19 protein-coding genes are annotated in these 18,445 nt (G+C 70.0%); 12 read left to right on the top strand and 7 right to left on the bottom strand.

Annotated features, from left to right (window positions below):
- Positions 1-26: 26 nt before the first annotated feature.
- From ABD727_RS02260 to ABD727_RS02250, 3 genes are all read left to right on the top strand, one after another.
- Positions 27-440 (top strand): hypothetical protein, encoded by a 414-nt coding sequence (locus tag ABD727_RS02260; RefSeq protein WP_344705765.1) that lies wholly within the window; start codon positions 27-29, stop codon positions 438-440.
- Positions 441-576: 136 nt separating this feature from the next.
- Positions 577-2,025 (top strand): L,D-transpeptidase family protein, encoded by a 1,449-nt coding sequence (locus ABD727_RS02255; RefSeq protein ID WP_344705764.1) that lies wholly within the window; start codon positions 577-579, stop codon positions 2,023-2,025.
- A 126-nt stretch (positions 2,026-2,151) separates the two neighbouring features.
- The gene (locus ABD727_RS02250) at positions 2,152-2,460 is read left to right on the top strand and encodes an immunity protein TriTu family protein (RefSeq protein WP_344705763.1); all 309 of its coding nucleotides are present in this window, start codon (positions 2,152-2,154) and stop codon (positions 2,458-2,460) included.
- A gap of 96 nt (positions 2,461-2,556) precedes the next feature.
- Here the strand turns inward: ABD727_RS02250 and ABD727_RS02245 are convergent, their stop codons facing one another.
- Positions 2,557-3,636, bottom strand: a complete 1,080-nt coding sequence (locus ABD727_RS02245) for an SPL family radical SAM protein (RefSeq protein WP_344705762.1) — start codon at positions 3,634-3,636, stop codon at positions 2,557-2,559.
- Between the two features lie 150 nt (positions 3,637-3,786).
- On the opposite strand from ABD727_RS02245, the gene ABD727_RS02240 reads away from it, so the two are divergent.
- Entirely contained in the window at positions 3,787-5,331 is a 1,545-nt protein-coding gene (locus tag ABD727_RS02240) for a methyl-accepting chemotaxis protein (protein WP_344705761.1), read from the top strand.
- A gap of 127 nt (positions 5,332-5,458) precedes the next feature.
- Here ABD727_RS02240 and ABD727_RS02235 read toward each other — a convergent pair whose 3' ends face one another.
- The 5 genes from ABD727_RS02235 to ABD727_RS02215 form a co-directional block, all read right to left on the bottom strand.
- Positions 5,459-6,454 carry a sigma-70 family RNA polymerase sigma factor gene (locus ABD727_RS02235; protein ID WP_344705760.1) on the bottom strand — a complete coding sequence of 332 codons (996 nt, stop codon included), beginning with the start codon at positions 6,452-6,454 and terminating at the stop codon, positions 5,459-5,461.
- A gap of 165 nt (positions 6,455-6,619) precedes the next feature.
- Positions 6,620-7,525 (bottom strand): peptidoglycan-binding protein, encoded by a 906-nt coding sequence (locus ABD727_RS02230; RefSeq protein ID WP_344705759.1) that lies wholly within the window; start codon positions 7,523-7,525, stop codon positions 6,620-6,622.
- A complete protein-coding gene (locus ABD727_RS02225; protein ID WP_344705758.1) occupies positions 7,522-7,929 on the bottom strand; it encodes a hypothetical protein in 408 nt (135 codons plus the stop codon). Before ABD727_RS02225 ends, ABD727_RS02230 begins: the two co-directional genes overlap by 4 nt.
- Positions 7,926-9,242 carry a FliI/YscN family ATPase gene (locus ABD727_RS02220; RefSeq protein WP_344705757.1) on the bottom strand — a complete coding sequence of 439 codons (1,317 nt, stop codon included), beginning with the start codon at positions 9,240-9,242 and terminating at the stop codon, positions 7,926-7,928. The genes ABD727_RS02225 and ABD727_RS02220 overlap by 4 nt, the downstream gene beginning before the upstream one ends.
- Before the next feature lie 14 nt (positions 9,243-9,256).
- Complete coding sequence (locus tag ABD727_RS02215; RefSeq protein WP_344705756.1) at positions 9,257-9,661, bottom strand: flagellar biosynthesis repressor FlbT; 405 nt, start codon at positions 9,659-9,661, stop codon at positions 9,257-9,259.
- A 163-nt stretch (positions 9,662-9,824) separates the two neighbouring features.
- On the opposite strand from ABD727_RS02215, the gene flgE reads away from it, so the two are divergent.
- Genes flgE through ABD727_RS02200 form a run of 3 tightly spaced genes read left to right on the top strand, consistent with a single transcriptional unit; the run spans position 9,825 to position 14,147 of the window.
- Entirely contained in the window at positions 9,825-11,126 is a 1,302-nt protein-coding gene (gene flgE / locus ABD727_RS02210) for a flagellar hook protein FlgE (protein ID WP_344705755.1), read from the top strand.
- 13 nt (positions 11,127-11,139) lie between these two features.
- Positions 11,140-13,230, top strand: coding sequence for a flagellar hook-associated protein FlgK (locus ABD727_RS02205; protein WP_344705754.1), 2,091 nt, complete (start codon positions 11,140-11,142; stop codon positions 13,228-13,230).
- The gene (locus ABD727_RS02200; RefSeq protein ID WP_344705753.1) at positions 13,230-14,147 is read left to right on the top strand and encodes a flagellin; all 918 of its coding nucleotides are present in this window, start codon (positions 13,230-13,232) and stop codon (positions 14,145-14,147) included. The genes ABD727_RS02205 and ABD727_RS02200 overlap by 1 nt, the downstream gene beginning before the upstream one ends.
- Here ABD727_RS02200 and ABD727_RS02195 read toward each other — a convergent pair.
- Entirely contained in the window at positions 14,131-15,438 is a 1,308-nt protein-coding gene (locus ABD727_RS02195; RefSeq protein WP_344705752.1) for a cation:proton antiporter, read from the bottom strand. The two genes, ABD727_RS02200 and ABD727_RS02195, sit on opposite strands and share 17 nt — an antisense overlap.
- A gap of 99 nt (positions 15,439-15,537) precedes the next feature.
- On the opposite strand from ABD727_RS02195, the gene ABD727_RS02190 reads away from it, so the two are divergent.
- The 5 genes from ABD727_RS02190 to ABD727_RS02170 are packed head-to-tail and all read left to right on the top strand — an operon-like array spanning position 15,538 to position 18,409.
- Positions 15,538-15,774, top strand: a complete 237-nt coding sequence (locus tag ABD727_RS02190) for a MoaD/ThiS family protein (RefSeq protein ID WP_344705751.1) — start codon at positions 15,538-15,540, stop codon at positions 15,772-15,774.
- 10 nt (positions 15,775-15,784) lie between these two features.
- Positions 15,785-16,237, top strand: a complete 453-nt coding sequence (locus tag ABD727_RS02185) for a molybdenum cofactor biosynthesis protein MoaE (protein ID WP_344705750.1) — start codon at positions 15,785-15,787, stop codon at positions 16,235-16,237.
- Between the two features lie 2 nt (positions 16,238-16,239).
- Complete coding sequence (gene moaB / locus ABD727_RS02180) at positions 16,240-16,776, top strand: molybdenum cofactor biosynthesis protein B (protein ID WP_344705749.1); 537 nt, start codon at positions 16,240-16,242, stop codon at positions 16,774-16,776.
- A complete protein-coding gene (gene moaC, locus ABD727_RS02175; protein ID WP_344705748.1) occupies positions 16,773-17,240 on the top strand; it encodes a cyclic pyranopterin monophosphate synthase MoaC in 468 nt (155 codons plus the stop codon). The genes moaB and moaC overlap by 4 nt, the downstream gene beginning before the upstream one ends.
- Positions 17,237-18,409: a molybdopterin molybdotransferase MoeA gene (locus tag ABD727_RS02170; RefSeq protein ID WP_344705747.1), complete on the top strand. Its 1,173-nt coding sequence runs from the start codon at positions 17,237-17,239 to the stop codon at positions 18,407-18,409. Before moaC ends, ABD727_RS02170 begins: the two co-directional genes overlap by 4 nt.
- The last annotated feature ends 36 nt before the right edge of the window (positions 18,410-18,445 follow it).

The following is an 18,445-nucleotide window of genomic DNA, read 5'->3' as shown; positions in this document are numbered from 1 at the left end:
TTTAGCCCGTGCTTCATTTCATTGCTGTGGATGAGATCGAGTTCGAGAAGCCCGAGGCGGGTTCGTGCGCCTGCTGCGGTGCAAGCCAGCAGATTTTGACGCGATACGTGACTCGGCACGGCTCACCGTTTGCTATCTACAAGGCGGCGCTGATCTCTGAGCACCAGCCACCTCGAGCCCAAATGATTGTAGGCTTCGGCCGTTGGGACGAGGCGGAAAAGCCCTCCGCGCGGATAGCGTTCACTTTCGACCTCTGGTCGGATGAGCTGAACACGAACGTGACTCTTGTCGACGCTCAGGACTCCGCGTGGTCGTCCGGATACCTCGGCACGGTTTTGCCACGCGACGAGGCTCTCCAGCATCCCCTGGCCAAAGAGGTATTCAGCTTAGCTGAGCATGTCTTGCGCTGTGACGAGCCCGTAAGATCCTATTTTGCGTGAGGACGCGAGTGTCCGCTCTCCACAAATAGCGGACCTTTGCGCCAGGCCGGCTGCCGCAACAGCCACGTGATTACTGCGAGGTTCACGCGCCAGCCCTAGAAGGGGTGGCCAGCGGTGCGCGTGGGGTAAGCTTGTGGTGCAATGGAAGTTTATCGGCGCGGCTGCGCTCCTGCTGGTGAGTGGCCGCGCGGCGGCCGCGGACCGCCAGCCAAGTGCGAATCCGGCGATCGACATGATCATCATCGATGCCGGCGCGATGCCGCCGGAGCCCGAGCTTGCCCCCGATCAGCCGGAGATCGAGGACGTGAGCTGGAGTGGGGCGCCGATCGACCTGCTCAAGCCGATCCATCACCTCTACACCGATCTCCGTCGCCAGCTGCTTCGATACCAGCGCGACTGGAGCAGCCTGCCGCAGCTCCGGGTTCCGACCAGCGGCGGCCCGCTGACACCCGGCGCCGACAACAGCCGGGTTCGTCTCCTGCGCGAGCGGCTGGGCCTGCCCTCTGCAGGGACGGTGGATCCCGCACTCGAAGCACGAGTATCGGAATTCCAGCGCGTCCACGGCCTTCCCGTCGACGGCAAGCCGGGCCCCACGACCATCGCCGCGCTCAATCAGGGGTCCGCCCTGTTCGAGCGCAAGTTGTTGCTGAACATGGAACGGGCGCGACGGCTCCCCGCGCCGAACGCGGCCAAGCGCTACATCCTGGTCGATGTGGGCTCGGCTCGGTTGTGGATGTATGAGGATGGCCGGCCTGTCGACAGCATGAAGGTCGTCGTCGGCGCGCCGAGTTCGGCGACCCCGATGATGGCGGCGATGATGCGCTATGCCAGCGTCAATCCCTATTGGAACGTGCCGGTCGATCTGGTCGCCAAGCTGATCGCCCCGCGCGTGTTGGCCGAGGGGTCGAGCTACCTTGCCGAGCGTCGCTATGAAGTGCTGGACGGATGGGAACGCGACTCCAAGCTGGTCGACCCGGCGACCATCGACTGGGCCGCCGTCGCGGCCGGCCGCTTCGAGCAGCGGGTCCGCCAGCTGCCCGGCGGTGCCAACAGCATGGGGGCCATCAAGTTCATGATGCCCAACGAGTTCGGCATCTATCTCCACGATACACCCAGCAAGGCGCTGTTCGCCCAGGACGACCGGTGGGTCAGCAACGGTTGCGTCCGCCTCGAGGATGCGGCGCGCCTGGCCCAGTGGATCTTTGGCGCCGTGCCTCGACCCGCCGATCCGGACCGGGAGGACAATCTCGCCCTGTTCGAACCGATGCCGGTCTACCTGACCTACCTGACCGCCTCGCCGGACGGCGGTTCCGGCACCCTGTTCCGAGCCGACCCCTATCGCCGCGACACCAAGGTGCTCGCCCAGTTCATCGCGAAAGAAGACAGCCGCCGCCCGGCCCGACCGACGCTGGAGATCGATTTCGACGCGGTCGGCGGCGATGATCCGCTCGCCCCCAAGCCCGTCGCGGCGAAGGCCAAGGATCCCGCAGAGAGAACCACCGAGCCGCTCGCATCCGCGAAAGCGAAAGCGAGGCCGGCAGTCTCCAAACTTCCCGCCAGGAAGAAGCCCAAGATCGCTGGCTGATCAGCGCTTGGGCGTCGGAACGAGTGCATGGGCAAACGGGGCGCCTCGCTCCCCTTCAAGATGTCGACGAGAATGGCTGCTTTCGACCCATTGCGGACATTGGGGCGACTGGAATACCTCTCCACAATGTTTGATTTTCATCGCTGGTCGGATTGGTCACGTGAGCAGGGTGCGGCGCTGAGTCAGCAGGGCTTGAAAGCTGCCTTTACGTTCACCGCAGAGAGCGAAGCTTCAGGCAATCCATCGTTCTTCATCGACGTGGACACCGCAGACAACGTCAGCCGCATGATTGTGTGGTCAACTGGGGACTGCGACATCACGGTGATTCGAAACGGCTCTTCAGAGGCTCTGCCACTGCCGGATATGCCCAACGAGGTGACCGATCATACCTTCGAGGACGCTTTCGAACACTTCATTCGACACGCCGCAAGCTAACGTCCACTTTCCACCCATAACGGACATCTGCCGCTGATCCGCTACGCTCCGCTGCGAGCCTGGGTGCCGCAGAGGAGTCAGCTCCGCGCCGTTCGGTCAGGTCCAATAGAGGATGCGGGCGTGCGGGAGCTGCTCGGCGATCTCGGCGAGGAAGAAGGTCTTGAGTTCGGTCATGAGCTCGGGCGGGTAAACGAACTTGGTGCCGGCGAATTTGGTGCGCTTCTCGGCCCGGCGCTCGGGGTCCATCTCGAGGTCGGAGCCGGGGTACCAGCTCGCCAGGACCGCGCGGCTGCCGGGGGTGAAGCGGTGGGTAATGAGCTCGACGGTGAGGTCGAGGCCGTCGATCCCGTCGAGCGCGCGCGCCGCCATGGCGATGAGGTCGCGATAGGCGTCGCGCCAGCCCTCGGCGGCGATGATTGGCGCGATGGTCAGCCCGACCCGGTAGCCCGCACGGCCCATCGCGGCGAGGGCGGCGAGGCGCGCTTCGACGGGGTCGGTCCCGGCCTCGAAGCGGTGCCATGCGGGCGGGTTGATCGACGACCGCATCCGGGTGCGTCCGCCGTGGGGCAGGTCGAGGAGCGCGGAGACGTCGGCGAACTTGCTGGTGAAGCGGAGCTGGACGTCGGCGTCCCAGCGGCCGAACCAGCGGATCAGTGCCGACAGCGACCCGGTCAGCGGCTCGATCGCCAGCGGGTCGGTGTAGCAGCTCGCCTCGAAGGTGGTGCCCTCGTGCGCCCGGGCGCGCGAGCGCGAGGTGATCCGCCCCTGCCCGAGATAATCCGGTAGAACCGCGGTGATCTCGTCGAGATTGGCGTAGACGCGGGTGATCGGCGGACCGCTCAAGGAACCGGCGAGATAGCAATAAGCGCAATGGGCGGGGCAGCCTTCGGCGAGGTCGACCCGCCAGTCGGCGCTGGGCGCGATCGGCTGGAGCTTGAGCCGGGAGGGCGGCGCGGTGACGACCGCGAGGGTGGCCTTGGCCTCGGCATAGGCGCGGCGCGGGTCGGGCTGGGGCGGAAGCCGGACCTGGTTGCCGGATAGCTCGGTGATCGGGATGTCGAGCGCCTCGGCCCGAGCGACGATGGCGCGGCCGTGGGCGTGCTCCCGGGCAGCGCTGGTGACGAGCAGGCGCCTGGGGCGCCACGGCCGCCGCCGGGAAGATGCAGGATCGGCCATCGTGCCTGAACGAAGCGGAGGGCCGATGGTCGCGTCTGCCGATGGCGACCGGGTGTTTGCCCCGGGCGGGAAGGAAGCGCCGAAGCGCCCTCTATAACGAGGGCAACAGGCGGCCGGGCGCGGGCCGGTGCGAGGACATAGGGCGGGACCATGGGCAGGCTGTTTGCAGACAGGGGTGACAAGCGAACGGCAATCGCCGCTCTGCTGATGCCGGCACTGGCCGGAGCCGGCGTCGCGGTGGTCGGTTCCGCCCAGCCTGGCGTTCCGACACTCGTCGCCGGGCTGCTCGCCACGGGCAGCGCGCTGGCGCTTGGCTACCGACTGATCAAGGTCAGCCTGCTGCATCCGCTCACCGACCTCGAGGAGCGCGCGGCGGGGCTTGCGGCGGGCGATCGTGCCAGCGACATTCCCCATTGCGGGCGGAACGATCCGATCGGCGCGATCGGCCGCTCGCTTGCCCGCTTGCGCGACGAAGCCGTGAATCGGACGACCCCGGAGGCATTGAGGACTCCGGACGAGGAGCAGCAACGCGCCGGCCGGATCCTCGCCAGCCATCTCGACCGGCTTGCCGCGGGCGACCTGTCGGCACGGATCGGAGAGGACTTTCCCGCGGGCCAGCGCGCGCTGCGCGATTCCTTCAATAGCGCGGTGGAGGGCCTCGGCGGCCTGATCCGCTCGGTCGCGCAGAGCACCGGAGCGATCCGGACGGGCAGCCAGGAGATCGCGCAGGCAAGCGAGGACCTCGCCCGCCGGACCGAGAGCAATGCCGCGGGCCTCGAGGAGACCAGCGCGGCGATCCAGCAGATGGACGGCCGGCTCAAGGCCTCGGCAAGCGCGTCGACCGCGACCGTCGGACGGGCCGACCAGGCGATCGCGACGGTCAGCGGGGGGCGGGCGCTGGCCGACGAGGCGGTGTCCGCGATGGGCCGGGTCAGCGACAGCGCGCGCGGCATCGACAGCGTCATCGAGGGGCTCGACAAGATCGCCTTCCAGACGCGGGTGCTGGCGATGAACGCGGCGGTCGAGGCCGGCCGCGCGGGCGAGGCGGGACGCGGCTTCGCGGTCGTCGCCGATCTCGTCAGCGCGCTTGCCATGCGTGCCGAGGAGGAGGCGAAACGCGCGCGCGGCCAGCTGACGGTGACGCAGACCGACATCGTCGCCGCGGTGGAAGCGGTCGAGAAGGTCGACCACGCGCTCCAGAACATTTCGTCCGACGTCGACGAGGTTCACCAGCTGCTCGGCCAGATGGCAAGCGACAACCAGGCGCAGGCATTGGCCATCACCGAGATCAATGCCGCCATCGCCAGCATGGACCAGTCGACCCAGCAGAATGCGGCGATGGTCGAGCAGACCTCGGCGGCGGCGCGCAACCTTCTCGCCGAAGCGAGCAGGCTGGCCGAGCAGGCCGGGCGCTTCCGCGGCGCCGATGCGGGGCCTGCGCTGGTCTCACCGCCGACCGGGGAGGCTCCTGCACCAGCGGCCAAGGGACCCGTCCCTGTGGCGGCGAAGGCGAAGACTGCGGCTGCGGAGGAGACCCCCGCCAAGGCGCCTGTGTCCCTTCCGAAGCATGGCAAGGAAGGCAGCTACCAGTCGCCGGTCCGGTCGCTGCCGGCGGTTTCACTCCACGCGCTGGCTTCGGGGAGCACCGTCTCCCCGGCGATCGTCGGGGCTACCGCCGGCGAAGACGACGACTGAAAGGAATTCTGACGCTCGGCCCTTCTCCCCCACCGGGTCGGCGTAGAGCCCGGCAGCGAGGATGCTGCCGGGCTCTTTTGCTTAGGGGTGACGAATAGAGCGGCGGCCCGGTGCGGACCGGCGCCGCTCATGCCGCGAGGTGATCGCCGTCGGGGCGCCGGGTGGCGGACACGGGAGCAACCGGGGCGAGGTCGGATAGTGCGACGACCTGGGTGGCGCGATTGTGCGCGGCGCGCGGGTCGGGAAGGATCCCCGGTGCAGGTGCGGCGGCCCTGGAGCGACGGCTGGCGATGGTCGGGGCATAGTCGGCCATCACCCGGAAGCGCGGGTTCTGCTCGGCCAATTCGGCCATGGCTCGGGCGGCGCGCTTGCCGATCTGGCGGACCTGCTCGCGATTGAGGCCGCTGCCCTCGGGCGCGTCATAGTCGGCCAGTTCGCCGAACACGCGTTGCTCGAGGATTTCGCGATCGCGCTCGAGCCGGGCCTCGATCCCGTCGAGCGCCTGCGGGTCCAGCGAGGCGCGGCCGCCGGCCTTGAGCGCCCGGGCAAGCTCGCGCTTGGGCTGCTTGCGGCGGAGCGTCTCGAGCGCGGCATGGCGGCCCTTGGCGACGAATTCCTCGATCAGGCACTGGGCGGCGGCGCGGGCGAGATAGTCGCTGGCCGCGCGCTCCGTGCGCTCGAGCGCCTCCTCGTCCTCGACCAGGCTTTCGAGCGAGCTTTCCTCGCCATCGTCGCCGGTGACGAAGGAGTGGAGCGAGACGGTGGTCGCCGAGACCTTCTGCGCAGAGGGGCGCTGGTCGGTCATCAGGCGGAAGCGGAGCGACTGCAGCTCACCACGAATCTGCCAGTTCACGAAGGTGGTGAACTGCGCCTTCTCGGGCTCATAGGCCTCCACCGCACGGTGGACGGCAATGGCGCAGCACTGCTCGGCATCGTCCCAATGGTTGCCGAGCCCATATTGGCGGATGAAGTGGCGGAAGCGGGGGCTCAGCAGCTTGAGGATGCGGGCGAAGGCGCGGTCGGTCGCGACCCGCTGCCGCGGGCTCGGCCGAGTTCCGGCAGGGGCACGGACGTGGAGCAGCTCGGCGACTGCGGCTTCAAGCGCGGCGGTGGTCTTCGACATGGGTCCCCCCGGACTTCGGCGAGGGGACAATTCCCGGCCCGCCCGATGCCTGGGAGAAGGCGCTTGCGGCAGTTAATCGCGGTAAACCCGTGCCTCCGAAGCGGAGTTAATGGTGCCTCGCGAGAGAGAGCGAAGGGCAGATGCCTCAACTTTGGAGGGAGTTCGTCAGGCCGAAAGAAAGCGGGTCGGACGGACCCGGCGATCGACATAGGCGAGCAGCCAGTCGCGGTGCGCCTCGGCCGCGCTGCCGGCAGCGGCGATCCGGCGGCCGGCAGCGGCAGCCCCGACCTGCGCGGCGAGCAGTCGCCCGGCCCGGCCTTCGTCGATCCCGCGGCCGAGAAAGCGCAGCGCGTCGCCGAGCCCGAGATGATGGGCGAGATAGGCGGCGCGAGCCTGGGCAGGCAGGTCGTCGCTGCAAACTCCCTGGGCGCGCAGACGGCGAAGATTGCTCGCGGCATGGTCCGCGACGGCCTCGATCGAAGCCCGGGGATCGAAGCGAAGCGCGAGCAGCGCCTCGCGCGCCTCGGGGCGGACCGCGCCGGCCGGCGTCAGCCAGTCGCGGCTGCGCGCGGTTTCGAACAGCCAGCTTCCCGGGCGGCGTGCCTCCCCGAGCCAGGTGCCCGCGAGGAACTGGCCGAGACCGGCGGCAGTGCTGCGCGGGTTCCGACTGACGGGATCCCACTGCCCGCCCCCGGTCTTGGCGGCCTCTGCATCGATGATGGCGGCGAGCAGGGCCGGATCGAACCCAGTGCGTTTCGCCGCCTGCTCAAGCAGGGGCTGGTAGGCGGCATTGGCGCCGAGACCGGGCAGGTCGGGCGATCGCCCCACAGTCGGATCGGACGAAGCGCCGGCGAGGCGCGGCGCTAGCCGGTCGTCGGTGCTCAGCGCCTCGACCAGGGCCTCGAGGCGAAGCGGGCTTGCGGCGGCCTTGAGCTCGGTGGTCGTGGCCAGGCCCGCGGCGCGACCAAGGGCTGCTTCCCACAAGCGCGAATCGAGGTCGGTTCGGGCGAGCCGGTAGATGAGGTCGGCGCGCTCGGCCGGAGCAAGGCCCGCGAGTTCCGAAGAGATCACCGGGACACGCTCCAGCTGGCGCCGGTGCGGTCGTCGAGCGCGTCCTGCTTCGCCTTGTCGCGGCGACGTTGCTCGGCGACGCGCGCGGCGTGGTCGGCATCCTCGAGCAGCGAGAGGCGGGCCCGGGCCTCGGCGGCGGCGGCGCGAAGTCCGGCGAGACGCTCCCCGGACAACTCCTTCTCGGCGGCGAGGTCGTCGAGCCTTGCGGCGGTGACGGCGAACCAGCGATCCGGATCGAAGGGCGACGACGATGCCAGGCGACGCTCGGCCATTCGGCAGTCCCGGAGCGCCTCGCCGGCGGCGGCGAGTTGGTCGCTCCTCCGCCGTTCTCCGGCAATCGCCAGCGCGAGCTGGTCGAGGGCACGGCGGCGAATCCGCAGCGCCGTCACGAAACGGCCGCTCATCCGGTCTCGCCGAGGATATCGGCGAGGTCCGCGAAAGCCTGCGCGGGATCGCCACGATCGTCCTTGCCCTGCGCGACCATCGCCTCGATCCGCGGAGCGAGATCGATCGCGCGATCGACTTCGGCGCTGGCCCCGGGCGCATAGGCGCCGAGACGCACCAGTTCCTCCATGTCCGCCCATGTCGCGAGGACCTCGCGGGCCCGAAGGCGGGTCCGGTCGGCCTGCGGATCGAGGCAGTGCGGAAGCGTTCGGCTGACCGACCTGAGCAGGTCCATGGCGGGATAGCGCCCGCGCTCGGCGATTCGGCGGCTGAGGACGACATGGCCGTCGAGGATCCCGCGCACGGCATCGGCGATCGGCTCGTCATGATCGTCGCCGTCGACCAGCACGGTGAACAGGCCGGTGATGCTCCCCTGCCCGGCAAGGCCCGGCCCCGCCCGCTCGAGAAGCCGGGGCAGTTCGGCGAAGACGGAAGGGGTGAAGCCGCGGGTGGCGGGCGGCTCGCCGCAGGCAAGGCCGATCTCGCGCTGGGCCATGGCGAAGCGGGTGACCGAGTCCATCAGGCACAGCACCCGCAGGCCGCGGTCACGGAAATGCTCGGCCAGGGCGAGCGTGGTGAATGCGGCCTGGCGGCGGAGCACTGCCGGGGAGTCCGACGTGGCGACCACGACGATCGAGCGGGCAAGGCCTTCGGGCCCGAGGTCGTCCTCGATGAACTCCTGCACCTCGCGGCCGCGCTCGCCGACCAGCCCGATGACGGCGACGTCGCAGTCGGACCAGCGGGCAAGCATCGACAGCAACACCGACTTGCCGACTCCCGAGCCGGCGAACAGGCCGAGCCGCTGGCCCTCGCAAAGCGGGGCGAAGCAGTCGAGCGCGCGCACGCCGGTGGCAAGCAGCGGACCGACGCGGCCGCGCGCGGCGGCCGGGGGCGGGGTCGACCGGAACGGCGCCGGGACAAGACCGAACGGCAGCGGGCCCCCAGCGTCGAGCGGGCGCCCAAGCCCGTCGACCACCCGGCCGAGCCAGGCATCGCACGGACGCAGCGCGGAAATGCCGGGGAGAAGCTCGACCCGGACTCCGGAGACGAGCGCGTCGGTCGCGTCGAATGCCATTGCCGACACCGTCTGGCCGTCGATGGCGGCGACCTCCGCCTCGACCGGGCCATCCCGGCCTTCAATGCGGAGGCGACTTCCAAGGGTCGCCGCGCCTCCGAGGCCATCGACCTCAAGCAGCGCGTCCCGCGCCTTGCGCAAGGTACCGAAGCGGCGATGCGGGTCGGCTCCGCGGATCCGGCCTGCAAGGCCGGACAAGGCGGCAAGGCCGTTCAGGCGGCGACTTCCGTCACCTGCGCGAGGGCGTCATGCTCGAGCCGCATCAGCGTCCGGCAGTCACCTAGCGCGCGGTAGTAATCGGTAAGCGCGGCGCGTTCGGCGAAGCGGGCGGTGGCCGCCCTGCCCTGCTCGCACGGGAGGAGGCGGGAGACCGACTGCAGCGTGTCGACGATTCGGCGGTGATGCTCCTCGAGCCGCTCGGGGTCGAGATAGGCCATCATCGTGTGGAAGTAGAGCGCGCGCGCAGGGGTGCTGGCCTCGGCCGGAGTCATGATCTCGCGGCCGCGGAGGATCGTCACCTTGCTCTCGATCGCGAGATCGGTCCGACCCGAGGAGCGGATCACGGCGCCGTTGATCACGACCTTCTCGCCGTCGCGAAGTGAAATCCTGAGCGTCATTGGCCTGTTCCCTCACCAGTTGGTCCCTCCCTTCTAGGTCGCGGCAGGGCGTGGCGGGCGCGAGGGCGGCAAATCTTGCCGCCTGCGCGGGGGGTCGGACGGCGCTCCTATAAGGAGGCCATGAGCCCGGCCGATGCCGGCGCAAGGATGGGAGGCAGCAGCCTTGAGTCTCTATTCGGCCCTTTACGCCGGCGTGTCCGGCCTTGGCGCGCAAAGCTCGGCGATGGCGACGGTCGCGGACAACATCACCAACATCAACACCATCGGCTACAAGGGCGTCGCGACCGAGTTCCGGACGCTGGTCACCGACGGCCGGATGAAGTCGTCCTATTCGGCGGGCGGCGTCGCCGCGGCCCCGCAGGCGCTGATCAGCAAGCAAGGGCTGCTCCAGGCGTCGAGCGGCCAGACCGACCTCGCCATCGACGGCGCCGGCTTCTTCGTCGTCCGCACCGGCGCCGATCCCGCAAGCGAGGTCGCCTTCACCCGAGCGGGCGCGTTCAAGCCCGATCTCCAGGGCTTCCTGCGCAACACCAGCGGCTATTATCTCCAGGGCTGGCGGCTCGATGCGACCGGCAACTTCGTCGACACCGGAAACCTCAACGCGCTCGAACCGGTGCGCCTGTCGGAGCTGACCGGCTCGGCGGCGGCAACCAGCCGGCTGCAGATGCGCGCCAACCTCCAGTCGGACGCGGCGGTGTTCGCCGGCGCCTACACCGCCGGGGACATGAGCGCGGGAACGGTCACCCCGCAGTTCCAGCGCAGCTTCGACATCTACGACGCGCAGGGGGGCGCGCACCGGATCAGCCTGTCCTTCCTCAAGACCGCCGCCAACCAGTGGGTAGCCGAAGTCGCCGCGGTGCCGGCCGGCGACGTGACCGCGCCGGGCGGACTGCTGGCGAGCGGGACAGTGCTGTTCAACCCCGACGGAAGCCTCAACGTCGCGGGGTCCTCCCCTGCCCTCTTCGGCAGCCTGACTCCGAGCTGGACCAACGGCGCGGGGTCTCAGCCGATCGACCTGCAGCTGGGCTCCGACGGCGGGCTCGACGGCCTGACCCAGTTCGGCGGGCAGAGCGCGCTGATCAGTTCCAGCGTCGACGGCGGGCTGCTCGGCAACATCGCCAGCATCGAGGTCGACGACACGGGCGTGGTCAGCGCGATCTTCGACGACGGCACCGCCCGCAAGGTATTCCAGCTGCCAGTCGCGACCTTCCAGAATCCCGATGGGCTGACCCGGCTGACCGGCAATGCCTTTGCGGTGTCGAGCGCCAGCGGATCGGTCGCGATCAATCCGCCGGGTGCGCTCGGAGCGGGGATGATCTCGAGCGCGACCCTTGAAGCCTCGAACGTCGACCTCGCGCAGGAATTCACCAACATGATCCGCTTCCAGCGGGCCTACAGCGCCTCGTCCAAGATCATCACCACGGTCGACGACATGCTGCAGGAACTGTCCAGCCTGAAGCGCTAGGCAGGGCTGAGCGGTGAGCCTGTCGGAGATCCTCGGCTCGGCCCTGTCGGGACTGAACGCGTCGCAGGCCGGGCTGCGCTCGGCCTCGAACAACATCGCCAACGTCAACACGCCCGGCTACGCCCGCGAACGGGTGCCGCTGGAGACCGGCGTCACCGCGGCGCAGGTCAGCGGGGTCCGGACCCTCGAGGCGGTGCGCGTCGCCGATCGCTTTCTCGAGGCCACCGTCTACCGCCGGGCGGGCGACTGGGGTTCGGCCGAGGCGGTCGCGAACTCGCTCGATCGGCTGCAGTCGCTGCTCGGCGCGCCCGGCGAGGCGAGCGGGCTCCCGGCGCGGCTCGATGCGATCGGCGCGGCGGCGGTGGCGATGACCGGCGCGGCCGGAAGCGAACCCACGATCCGCGGCTTCGTCGGCGCGGTGCAGCAGGCGCTGACCGCGCTTCAGACGCTCGATCAGGACGTCGCGGGGCTACGCGAGGATGCCGAGCGCGAGTTCAGCTACACGGTCGACTCGATCAACAACCTCCTCCGACGGATCGATGGGCTGAACGACGCGGTGGCCCGCCAGGCGTCGAGCGGACGTGCGGCCAACGGGTCGATCGACCAGCGGATGAGCGCGGTCGAGGAGCTTGCCGGACTGATCAAGATCGAGGTGCGCGAGGGCGCCGACGGGAGGCTGACGATCGACACTGCCGGCGGAGTGACGCTGCTCGACCGGCGCCTCCGGCAGCTCGACTATCCGCCGAGCGAGGGCAGTGCCCAGCCGCTCTATCCGCCGGTCAAGCTGCGCTTCGTCGAGGCCGACGGGAGCCTCGGGGCCGAGACAGGCGAACGGCTCGACAGCCCCGCGATCGGCGGCCGGCTGGGCGGGCTGATGGACCTGCGCGATCGCCGCCTGCCGAGCTTCCAGGAGGAGATCGGAAGCCTGTTCGGTGGGCTCGCGGAGGCGCTGAACGCGGTCAGTAACGCCGAGACGACGGTGCCCGCGCCCAATCGCCTCGATGGCGCGACCACGGGCTTCGGAACGAGCGACCGGCTCGGGTTCAGCGGCAAGGCGGTGGTCGCCGCGCTCCAGCCCGACGGGACGCTCGCCGCCAGCTTCACGCTCGACTTCGCCAGCCTCGGTCCCGCAGCCACGGTGCAGGACGCGATCAACGCGATCAATGCCGGCATGGGCGGGCTGGTCACGGCAAGCTTCGCGCAAGGGAAGCTCAGCCTCGTTGGCGCCGGGGCGCTTGGCGTCGCGGTGGCGCAGGATCCCGCCAGTCCGAGCGACCGTGCCGGGCTCGGCTTCGCCCAGGCGTTCGGGCTCAACGACCTCGTCAGCGGACCGCGCAGCTACGGCCCGAGCGGCTTCACCGCCGCCGACGCGCATGGCCTGGCAGCGGGCGGGAACACAGAGTTCGTGCTTCGCGGGGCCGACGGACGAGTCCTCGCCGAGGCGACGCTCACCCCGGTCGCGGGCGGCACCTTCGGCGATCTCGTCAATGCACTCAACGCGGGGCCATTGGCCGCCTATGGCAGCGCGTCGCTCGATGCGCGCGGGCGGCTGGCCTTCACTCCCGTCGCCGCCATGCCGACCGCGACCCTCAACGTCGTCGCCGACACCACCGACCGCCTCGGCACCGGACGATCGCTTTCTTCCCTCCTGCTGCCCTCGGGACAGGAGACCGGGCTCGCGCTGGCGCAGGTCAGGCCTGACATCGTAGCCAGCGGCAAGCGGCTCCCGCTCGCGCGGCTGGACACGGCCGCCGCGGTCGGAAGCAGAGCCGTCGGTGGGGCCGACAGCCGCGGCGCGAACGCCTTCGTCGACCAGCTGACCGCCGCGGTCGACCTCGGGCGCGGCCGGATCAGCGGGATGGAAAGCTATGCCAGCTTCGTACTCGGCCAAGCCGGGCTCGACGCGGCCGGGGCCAAGGACCGGCTCGACGACATGGGGGCGCGGCGGGCCGACGCGATCAACCGCCGCGACAGCTATTCGGGGGTCAACATCGACGAGGAACTGGCGAGCCTGGTGACGCTCCAGAACAGCTATTCGGCGGCGGCGCGAGTCATGACCACCGCGACCCAGATGTATGACACCTTGCTCGGGATGATGCGCTGATGGCCGACTGGAACCGCGTTGCCACCATTCCCATGCAGCGGACGCTGTTCAGCTCGATCGCGGCCTCGCAGCGGCGGCTGGCCGAGACCCAGCAGCAGATGGCGACCGGCAAGAAGGCGCCCGACTTCGCCTCGCTCGGGATCGAGACGATGCGCAACCTGTCGGCACGGACGCTGCTTGCGCGGCAGGAGGCGCATGCCGCGGTCGGGGCGCGGGTCGGAACGACGCTCGCGCTGATGGACACGCAGGTCGCCGGGATCGAGGAGGCGATGAACAAGCTTCGCGACAATCTGCTGCAGGCGACGGGCACCAATCGTGCCGAGGGCTTGCAGGAAGTCGCCGAGGAAGCCTTCCAGCGCTTCCGCACCGGACTCAACAGCGACGAGGCGGGAAGCCATCTGTTCGCCGGGTCGCAGGTCGGCACCCCGCCGTTCGTTCCGGCGAGCCTGGCGGCCACTGCCGGACTGCCGACCGCGGCGGCCTTCGCAAACGACTCCGTCAACGCAAGTGCGCGTGTCTCGGACGGGCTGGACGTGACCTATGGCGTGACCGCGAGCGAACTCGGCACCGGCCTGTTCGAGGCGTTCCGGACGCTTGCCGACAGCGGTGTGATCGGCGACGTCCCGACCCCCGCGCAGAAGGCGGCGATGGATCAGGCGATCGGGCAGCTCAACGACGGTCTCAAGACGCTCCGTGCCCATCATGCCGAGAACGGGCGGCGGCAGGCACAGGTCGAGAGCCTGACCGAGCGTGCCGGCGAGCGCAGCCTGATCCTCGAGCGGCTGGTCGCGCGCAACGAGGATGCCGACATGGCCGAGGTCGCAAGCACCCTGGTCCAGCGCCAGACCGCGCTGGAGGCGAGCTACACGCTGTTCGGCCGGCTGGCGAACCTCAGCCTTGTCAATTTTCTGAAGTGAGGCGGGTGCCGGCGGGTGGCCCCGGCTCCTCGTTCAACGCGCCCAGCGCTCCGCTTCGGCGGGCATGGCGACCGTAGAAGAGTTCGAACAGCGGCGATGCCATGAGGGTGGTGACGATCGCCATCAGGACGAGGATCGAGAAGAGCGCCGGACCGATGACCCCGCGCTGGAGCCCGATGTTGATGATGATCAGCTCCATCAGGCCGCGCGCGTTCATCAGGCTGCCGATCCCGGCGGCGGTGCGGTGGTCCTGTCCGGTGGCCCGGGCGGCGAGGTAACAGGCACCGCCCTTGGCGACGATCGAGCCGACGAGGATCACCGCCGCAAGCAGGAGGAGGTCGGAATTGCCGACGAGGCTGAGCTGCGTGTTCAGCCCCGAGAAGGTGAAGAAGCAGGGCAGAAGGACCACGGTAGTCAGCGGCTCGAGCATCTTGCGCAGGTCGGTCGCGAAGGCTCCGCGCGGCATTACCGCGCCGAGGATGAAGCCGCCGAACACCGCATGGATGCCGATCGCGTCCATCGTCCAGGCCGAAGCCATGAACAGGATCATCACGACCGACAGCAGCTGATGGTCGATGTGCCCCTTCCTCGCGTGCCAGCTTCCGAGCCTGGCAAGCAACGGTGGCGCGAGCGTCAGCATGACGAGCGCGAAGGCGACCCCTCCGCCGATGGCCAGCATGGCGACGTTCGGGCCGTCGCCGAAGCTGGCCAGGACGATCGCCAGCACCATCCACGCGCCGGCGTCGTCAATCGCTCCGGCCGAGAGGGCAAGCGTGCCGAGCGAGCTTCCGCTGATCCCCCGCTCATGGATGATCCGGGCCAGCATCGGAAAGGCCGTGATGGCGATGCAGGCGCCCATGAACAGCGTCGCCTCGGCCTGGCTGATGGTCGGCGCGAACAGGCCGGGCGTGGCGAGCAGCCAGGGAGTCAGGGCCGTCGCTACCAGGAAAGGAGCCGCGATGCCCGACAGCGACACGGCGGCGGCGCTGCGCGCATTGCCGCGGAAATGGTCGAGGTCGAAGCCGAGACCGACGATGAACATGTAGAGGCCGACGCCGAGCTGCGCGACGACGAACAGGATTGGCTTGCTTTCGGGCGGGAAGAGGAAGGCCTGCGCCTCTGGCGCGAGCAGCCCGAGCAGCGAGGGCCCGAGCACCACGCCCGCGATCATCTCCCCGACGACCTGAGGCTGTCCGAAGAAACGCTTGGCAAGCCAGCCGACACCCCGGCAGCAGGCGATGATCAGCATCAGCTGCAGGAAGAAGGCGACAGATAGCTGGGCCGGAGTCATGGCGCCTTGCGTAAGTCGCTTGCCCGCCGGTGACTAGCGCACCGAGGACACAGGGCGAGACGGCTTGACCTTGCACCCAAGGGGAGCAAGGCAGGGACGATGAAGGTCGAGGTTCGCTTCTATGGCCGGCTGGCCGAACTGGGTGGGCGGACGCGGACGGTCGAGGTGGCGGAGGGCTGCACCCTGGCCGACCTGAGGCGCGAGCTTGGCGGCGCCTGGCCCGCGCTCGCCGATCGCGGCGTCCGGGCATGCCTCGACGACTGCCTCGCCGCCGACGATGCCGTCATCCTCGAGGGTCAGGCGGTCGAATTCCTGCCGGTGGTCTCGGGTGGCTGAGCCGCGCATCATGGTGGAGGTGGCGGATGCGCCGCTCGTTCCGGCCGAGCGGCTGGCGCGGTTCGAGGCGGCGCTCGGCGGTCGGGCGGGAGCGATGGTGACCTTCACCGGACTGACACGACGCGAGGCATCCGACGGCAGCGCCGTGAGCGCGCTGTTCCTCGACCATCATCCGGTGCTGACCCTGCGCTCGCTCGAGGACATTGCAGCGGCCGGCGCGGAGCGGTTCGACCTCGTCGCTCTGGAAGTCGCGCATCGCCGCGGGCAGGTCGCGGCGGGCGAGGCGATCGTGTGGGTCGCCGCCGCCGCGCCGCATCGGAGGGCTGCGTTCGAGGCGGTCGACCTGATCATGGACCGGCTGAAGACCGAGGCCGTCTTCTGGAAGCGCGAGGACGGCCCGGAGGGCTCGCGCTGGATCGAGCCGACCGCGCTCGATCGCGAGAGCCGGTCGCGGTGGGGCTGACGATGACCGGACGGATCGACGAGACACTGCCCTTCCATCCGCTTCGGATCGCGGTGCTGACGGTGTCCGACACGCGCTCGCTCGAGACCGACACGTCGGGCGGACTGCTGGCCGAGCGGCTGACGGCGGCCGGGCACGCGCTCGCCGGACGCGCGATCGTCACCGACGATGTTGAGGCCATCCGTGCGCAGGTCCGCAACTGGGTGGCCGACGCCATGGTCGATGTCGTCATCACCACCGGCGGGACGGGATTTGCGCCGCGCGACGTCACGCCCGAGGCCGTCCGGCCGCTGCTCGGGCGCGAGATGGACGGGTTCGCGGTGGTCTTTCACCAGGCCAGCCTCGGCACGGTCGGCCTCTCGACGCTGCAGTCGCGCGCGCTTGCGGGCCAGATCGACGAGACCTTCATCTTCTGCCTCCCGGGCTCGACGGGAGCGTGCCGCGACGGCTGGGACCTGGTGCTCGGCCTCGAGCTCGACAGCCGCTACCGGCCCTGCTCGCTGACCGAGTTCATCCCGCGCCTTCGGCGGCAGCCATGAGCGACCTCAGCCATCTCGACGACCAGGGCCGGGCACGGATGGTCGACGTGTCCGAGAAGCCGGCGACGGCGCGAATGGCGGTCGCGCGGGGGCGCCTGTGCTGCTCGGCCGAGACGCTCGCGCTGGTCGCCGACGGGAGGGCCCCGAAGGGGGCGGTGGTGCAGACCGCCGAGCTGGCCGGGATCATGGCCGCCAAGCGCACCGCCGAGCTCATCCCGCTCTGCCACCCGCTGGCGCTGACCAAGGTGGCGGTCCGGATCGCGCCGGACGATGGCGGCTTCGCGGTCGAGGCGGAAGTGCGGACGAGCGGGCCGACCGGCGTCGAGATGGAGGCATTGACCGCAGTATCGGTGGCCTGCCTGACCCTCTTCGACATGCTCAAGGCGGTCGACCGGACGATGGTGATCGAAGGCATCGCGGTTGCCGAGAAGAGCGGCGGGCGGTCGGGAAGCTGGCAGGCGTGATCGGCTTCGACGAGGCGCTGGCGCGGGTCGTCGCGCTGGCCCGGCCGCTCGGGACCGAGGAGATTCTGGTCGAGGAGGCGCACGGGCGAACGCTTGCGCAAGAGGTCGTCGCAAGGATCACGGCTCCCGCCGCCGACGTCTCGACGATGGACGGCTATGCGGTGCGGGGGCGCGACCTTGTGCCGGGGGCGATGCTTCGGGTCGTCGGCGAGCTGTTCCCCGGTGGCGGCGGCGGGGCGATCGGCGCCGCCGAATGCGCGCGGATCTTTACCGGTGCGCCGCTTCCCGAGGGCGCGGACCGGGTGGTCATGCAGGAGGAGGTGGAACGCGACGGCGAGATGGCGCGCCTCGCATCCTCGCTGTCGAGCGACTGCTTCGTCAGGGTAGCGGGCTCGGACTTTCGTGCGGGCGAGACGCTGCTCCCGGCCGGAAGCCGTCTCGGACCGCGCGAACTGGTCGTCGCGGCGGCGGGCGATGTCGCTCGGATCACGGTCCATCGGCGGCCGCGGGTGCGGATCCTCGCCACCGGCGACGAGCTCGTCGCTCCGGGCGAGGCGCTGGGCGGAGCCGGGATCCCGGACAGCATAGGGATCGGGGTCGCCGCGATGGCGAGGGAGCATGGCGCCGAGGTCTTCGGGACCCAGAGGGTCGGCGACGATCTCGCGGCACTCCGGCGCAAGGCCGGCGCGGCGCTCGGCGAAGCGGACGTGGTGGTGGTCACCGGCGGTGCCTCTGTCGGAGAGCGCGATTTCGGGCGCGCGATGTTCGCGGACCACGAGCTCGAGCTGGTCATCGACAAGGTCGCGATGAAGCCGGGCAAGCCGGTCTGGGTCGGGCGTGCGGGAGACCGGCTGGTCGTCGGGCTGCCGGGCAATCCGACCAGCGCGCTGGTCACGGCGAGGCTGCTCCTAGCCCCCCTGCTGCTCGGGCTCTGCGGGGCGCGGCCGCAGCTCGACTGGCGACTGCTTCCGCTTGCTGCGAGGCTGCCAGGGGCGGGTCCAAGGGAGACCTTCTCGCGCGGTTTTGAGAAGGGCGGCTCAGCCCACCTGCTTCATCCCCAGGACAGCGGTGCGCAGCGGATCCTGGCACAGGCGACGCTGCTGATCCGGCGACCGCCGGGCGAGGAGCCGCTCGCCGCCGGGAGCGAGGTGGCGACGCTGTCCTTCTAGTCTTCGCATCGCCCCTCGCAGCGTGTAGGCTTGCCG

It is taken from the genome of Sphingomonas swuensis, assembly GCF_039538045.1.
Taxonomy (GTDB): domain Bacteria; phylum Pseudomonadota; class Alphaproteobacteria; order Sphingomonadales; family Sphingomonadaceae; genus Sphingomicrobium; species Sphingomicrobium swuense.
This window is presented reverse-complemented; position numbering and strand designations above follow the sequence as displayed.

What these genes read in the sequence shown, in the direction of transcription:
- ABD727_RS02195 (WP_344705752.1), bottom strand. Translation starts at nt 15,438, where the DNA reads ATGACTCCGGCCCAGCTATCTGTCGCCTTCTTCCTGCAGCTGATGCTG.
- ABD727_RS02200 (WP_344705753.1), top strand. Translation starts at nt 13,230, where the DNA reads ATGGCCGACTGGAACCGCGTTGCCACCATTCCCATGCAGCGGACGCTG.
- moaC (WP_344705748.1), top strand. Translation starts at nt 16,773, where the DNA reads ATGAGCGACCTCAGCCATCTCGACGACCAGGGCCGGGCACGGATGGTC.
- moaB (WP_344705749.1), top strand. Translation starts at nt 16,240, where the DNA reads ATGACCGGACGGATCGACGAGACACTGCCCTTCCATCCGCTTCGGATC.
- ABD727_RS02185 (WP_344705750.1), top strand. Translation starts at nt 15,785, where the DNA reads ATGGTGGAGGTGGCGGATGCGCCGCTCGTTCCGGCCGAGCGGCTGGCG.
- ABD727_RS02235 (WP_344705760.1), bottom strand. Translation starts at nt 6,454, where the DNA reads ATGTCGAAGACCACCGCCGCGCTTGAAGCCGCAGTCGCCGAGCTGCTC.
- ABD727_RS02190 (WP_344705751.1), top strand. Translation starts at nt 15,538, where the DNA reads ATGAAGGTCGAGGTTCGCTTCTATGGCCGGCTGGCCGAACTGGGTGGG.
- ABD727_RS02245 (WP_344705762.1), bottom strand. Translation starts at nt 3,636, where the DNA reads ATGGCCGATCCTGCATCTTCCCGGCGGCGGCCGTGGCGCCCCAGGCGC.
- ABD727_RS02225 (WP_344705758.1), bottom strand. Translation starts at nt 7,929, where the DNA reads ATGAGCGGCCGTTTCGTGACGGCGCTGCGGATTCGCCGCCGTGCCCTC.
- ABD727_RS02215 (WP_344705756.1), bottom strand. Translation starts at nt 9,661, where the DNA reads ATGACGCTCAGGATTTCACTTCGCGACGGCGAGAAGGTCGTGATCAAC.
- ABD727_RS02240 (WP_344705761.1), top strand. Translation starts at nt 3,787, where the DNA reads ATGGGCAGGCTGTTTGCAGACAGGGGTGACAAGCGAACGGCAATCGCC.
- ABD727_RS02250 (WP_344705763.1), top strand. Translation starts at nt 2,152, where the DNA reads ATGTTTGATTTTCATCGCTGGTCGGATTGGTCACGTGAGCAGGGTGCG.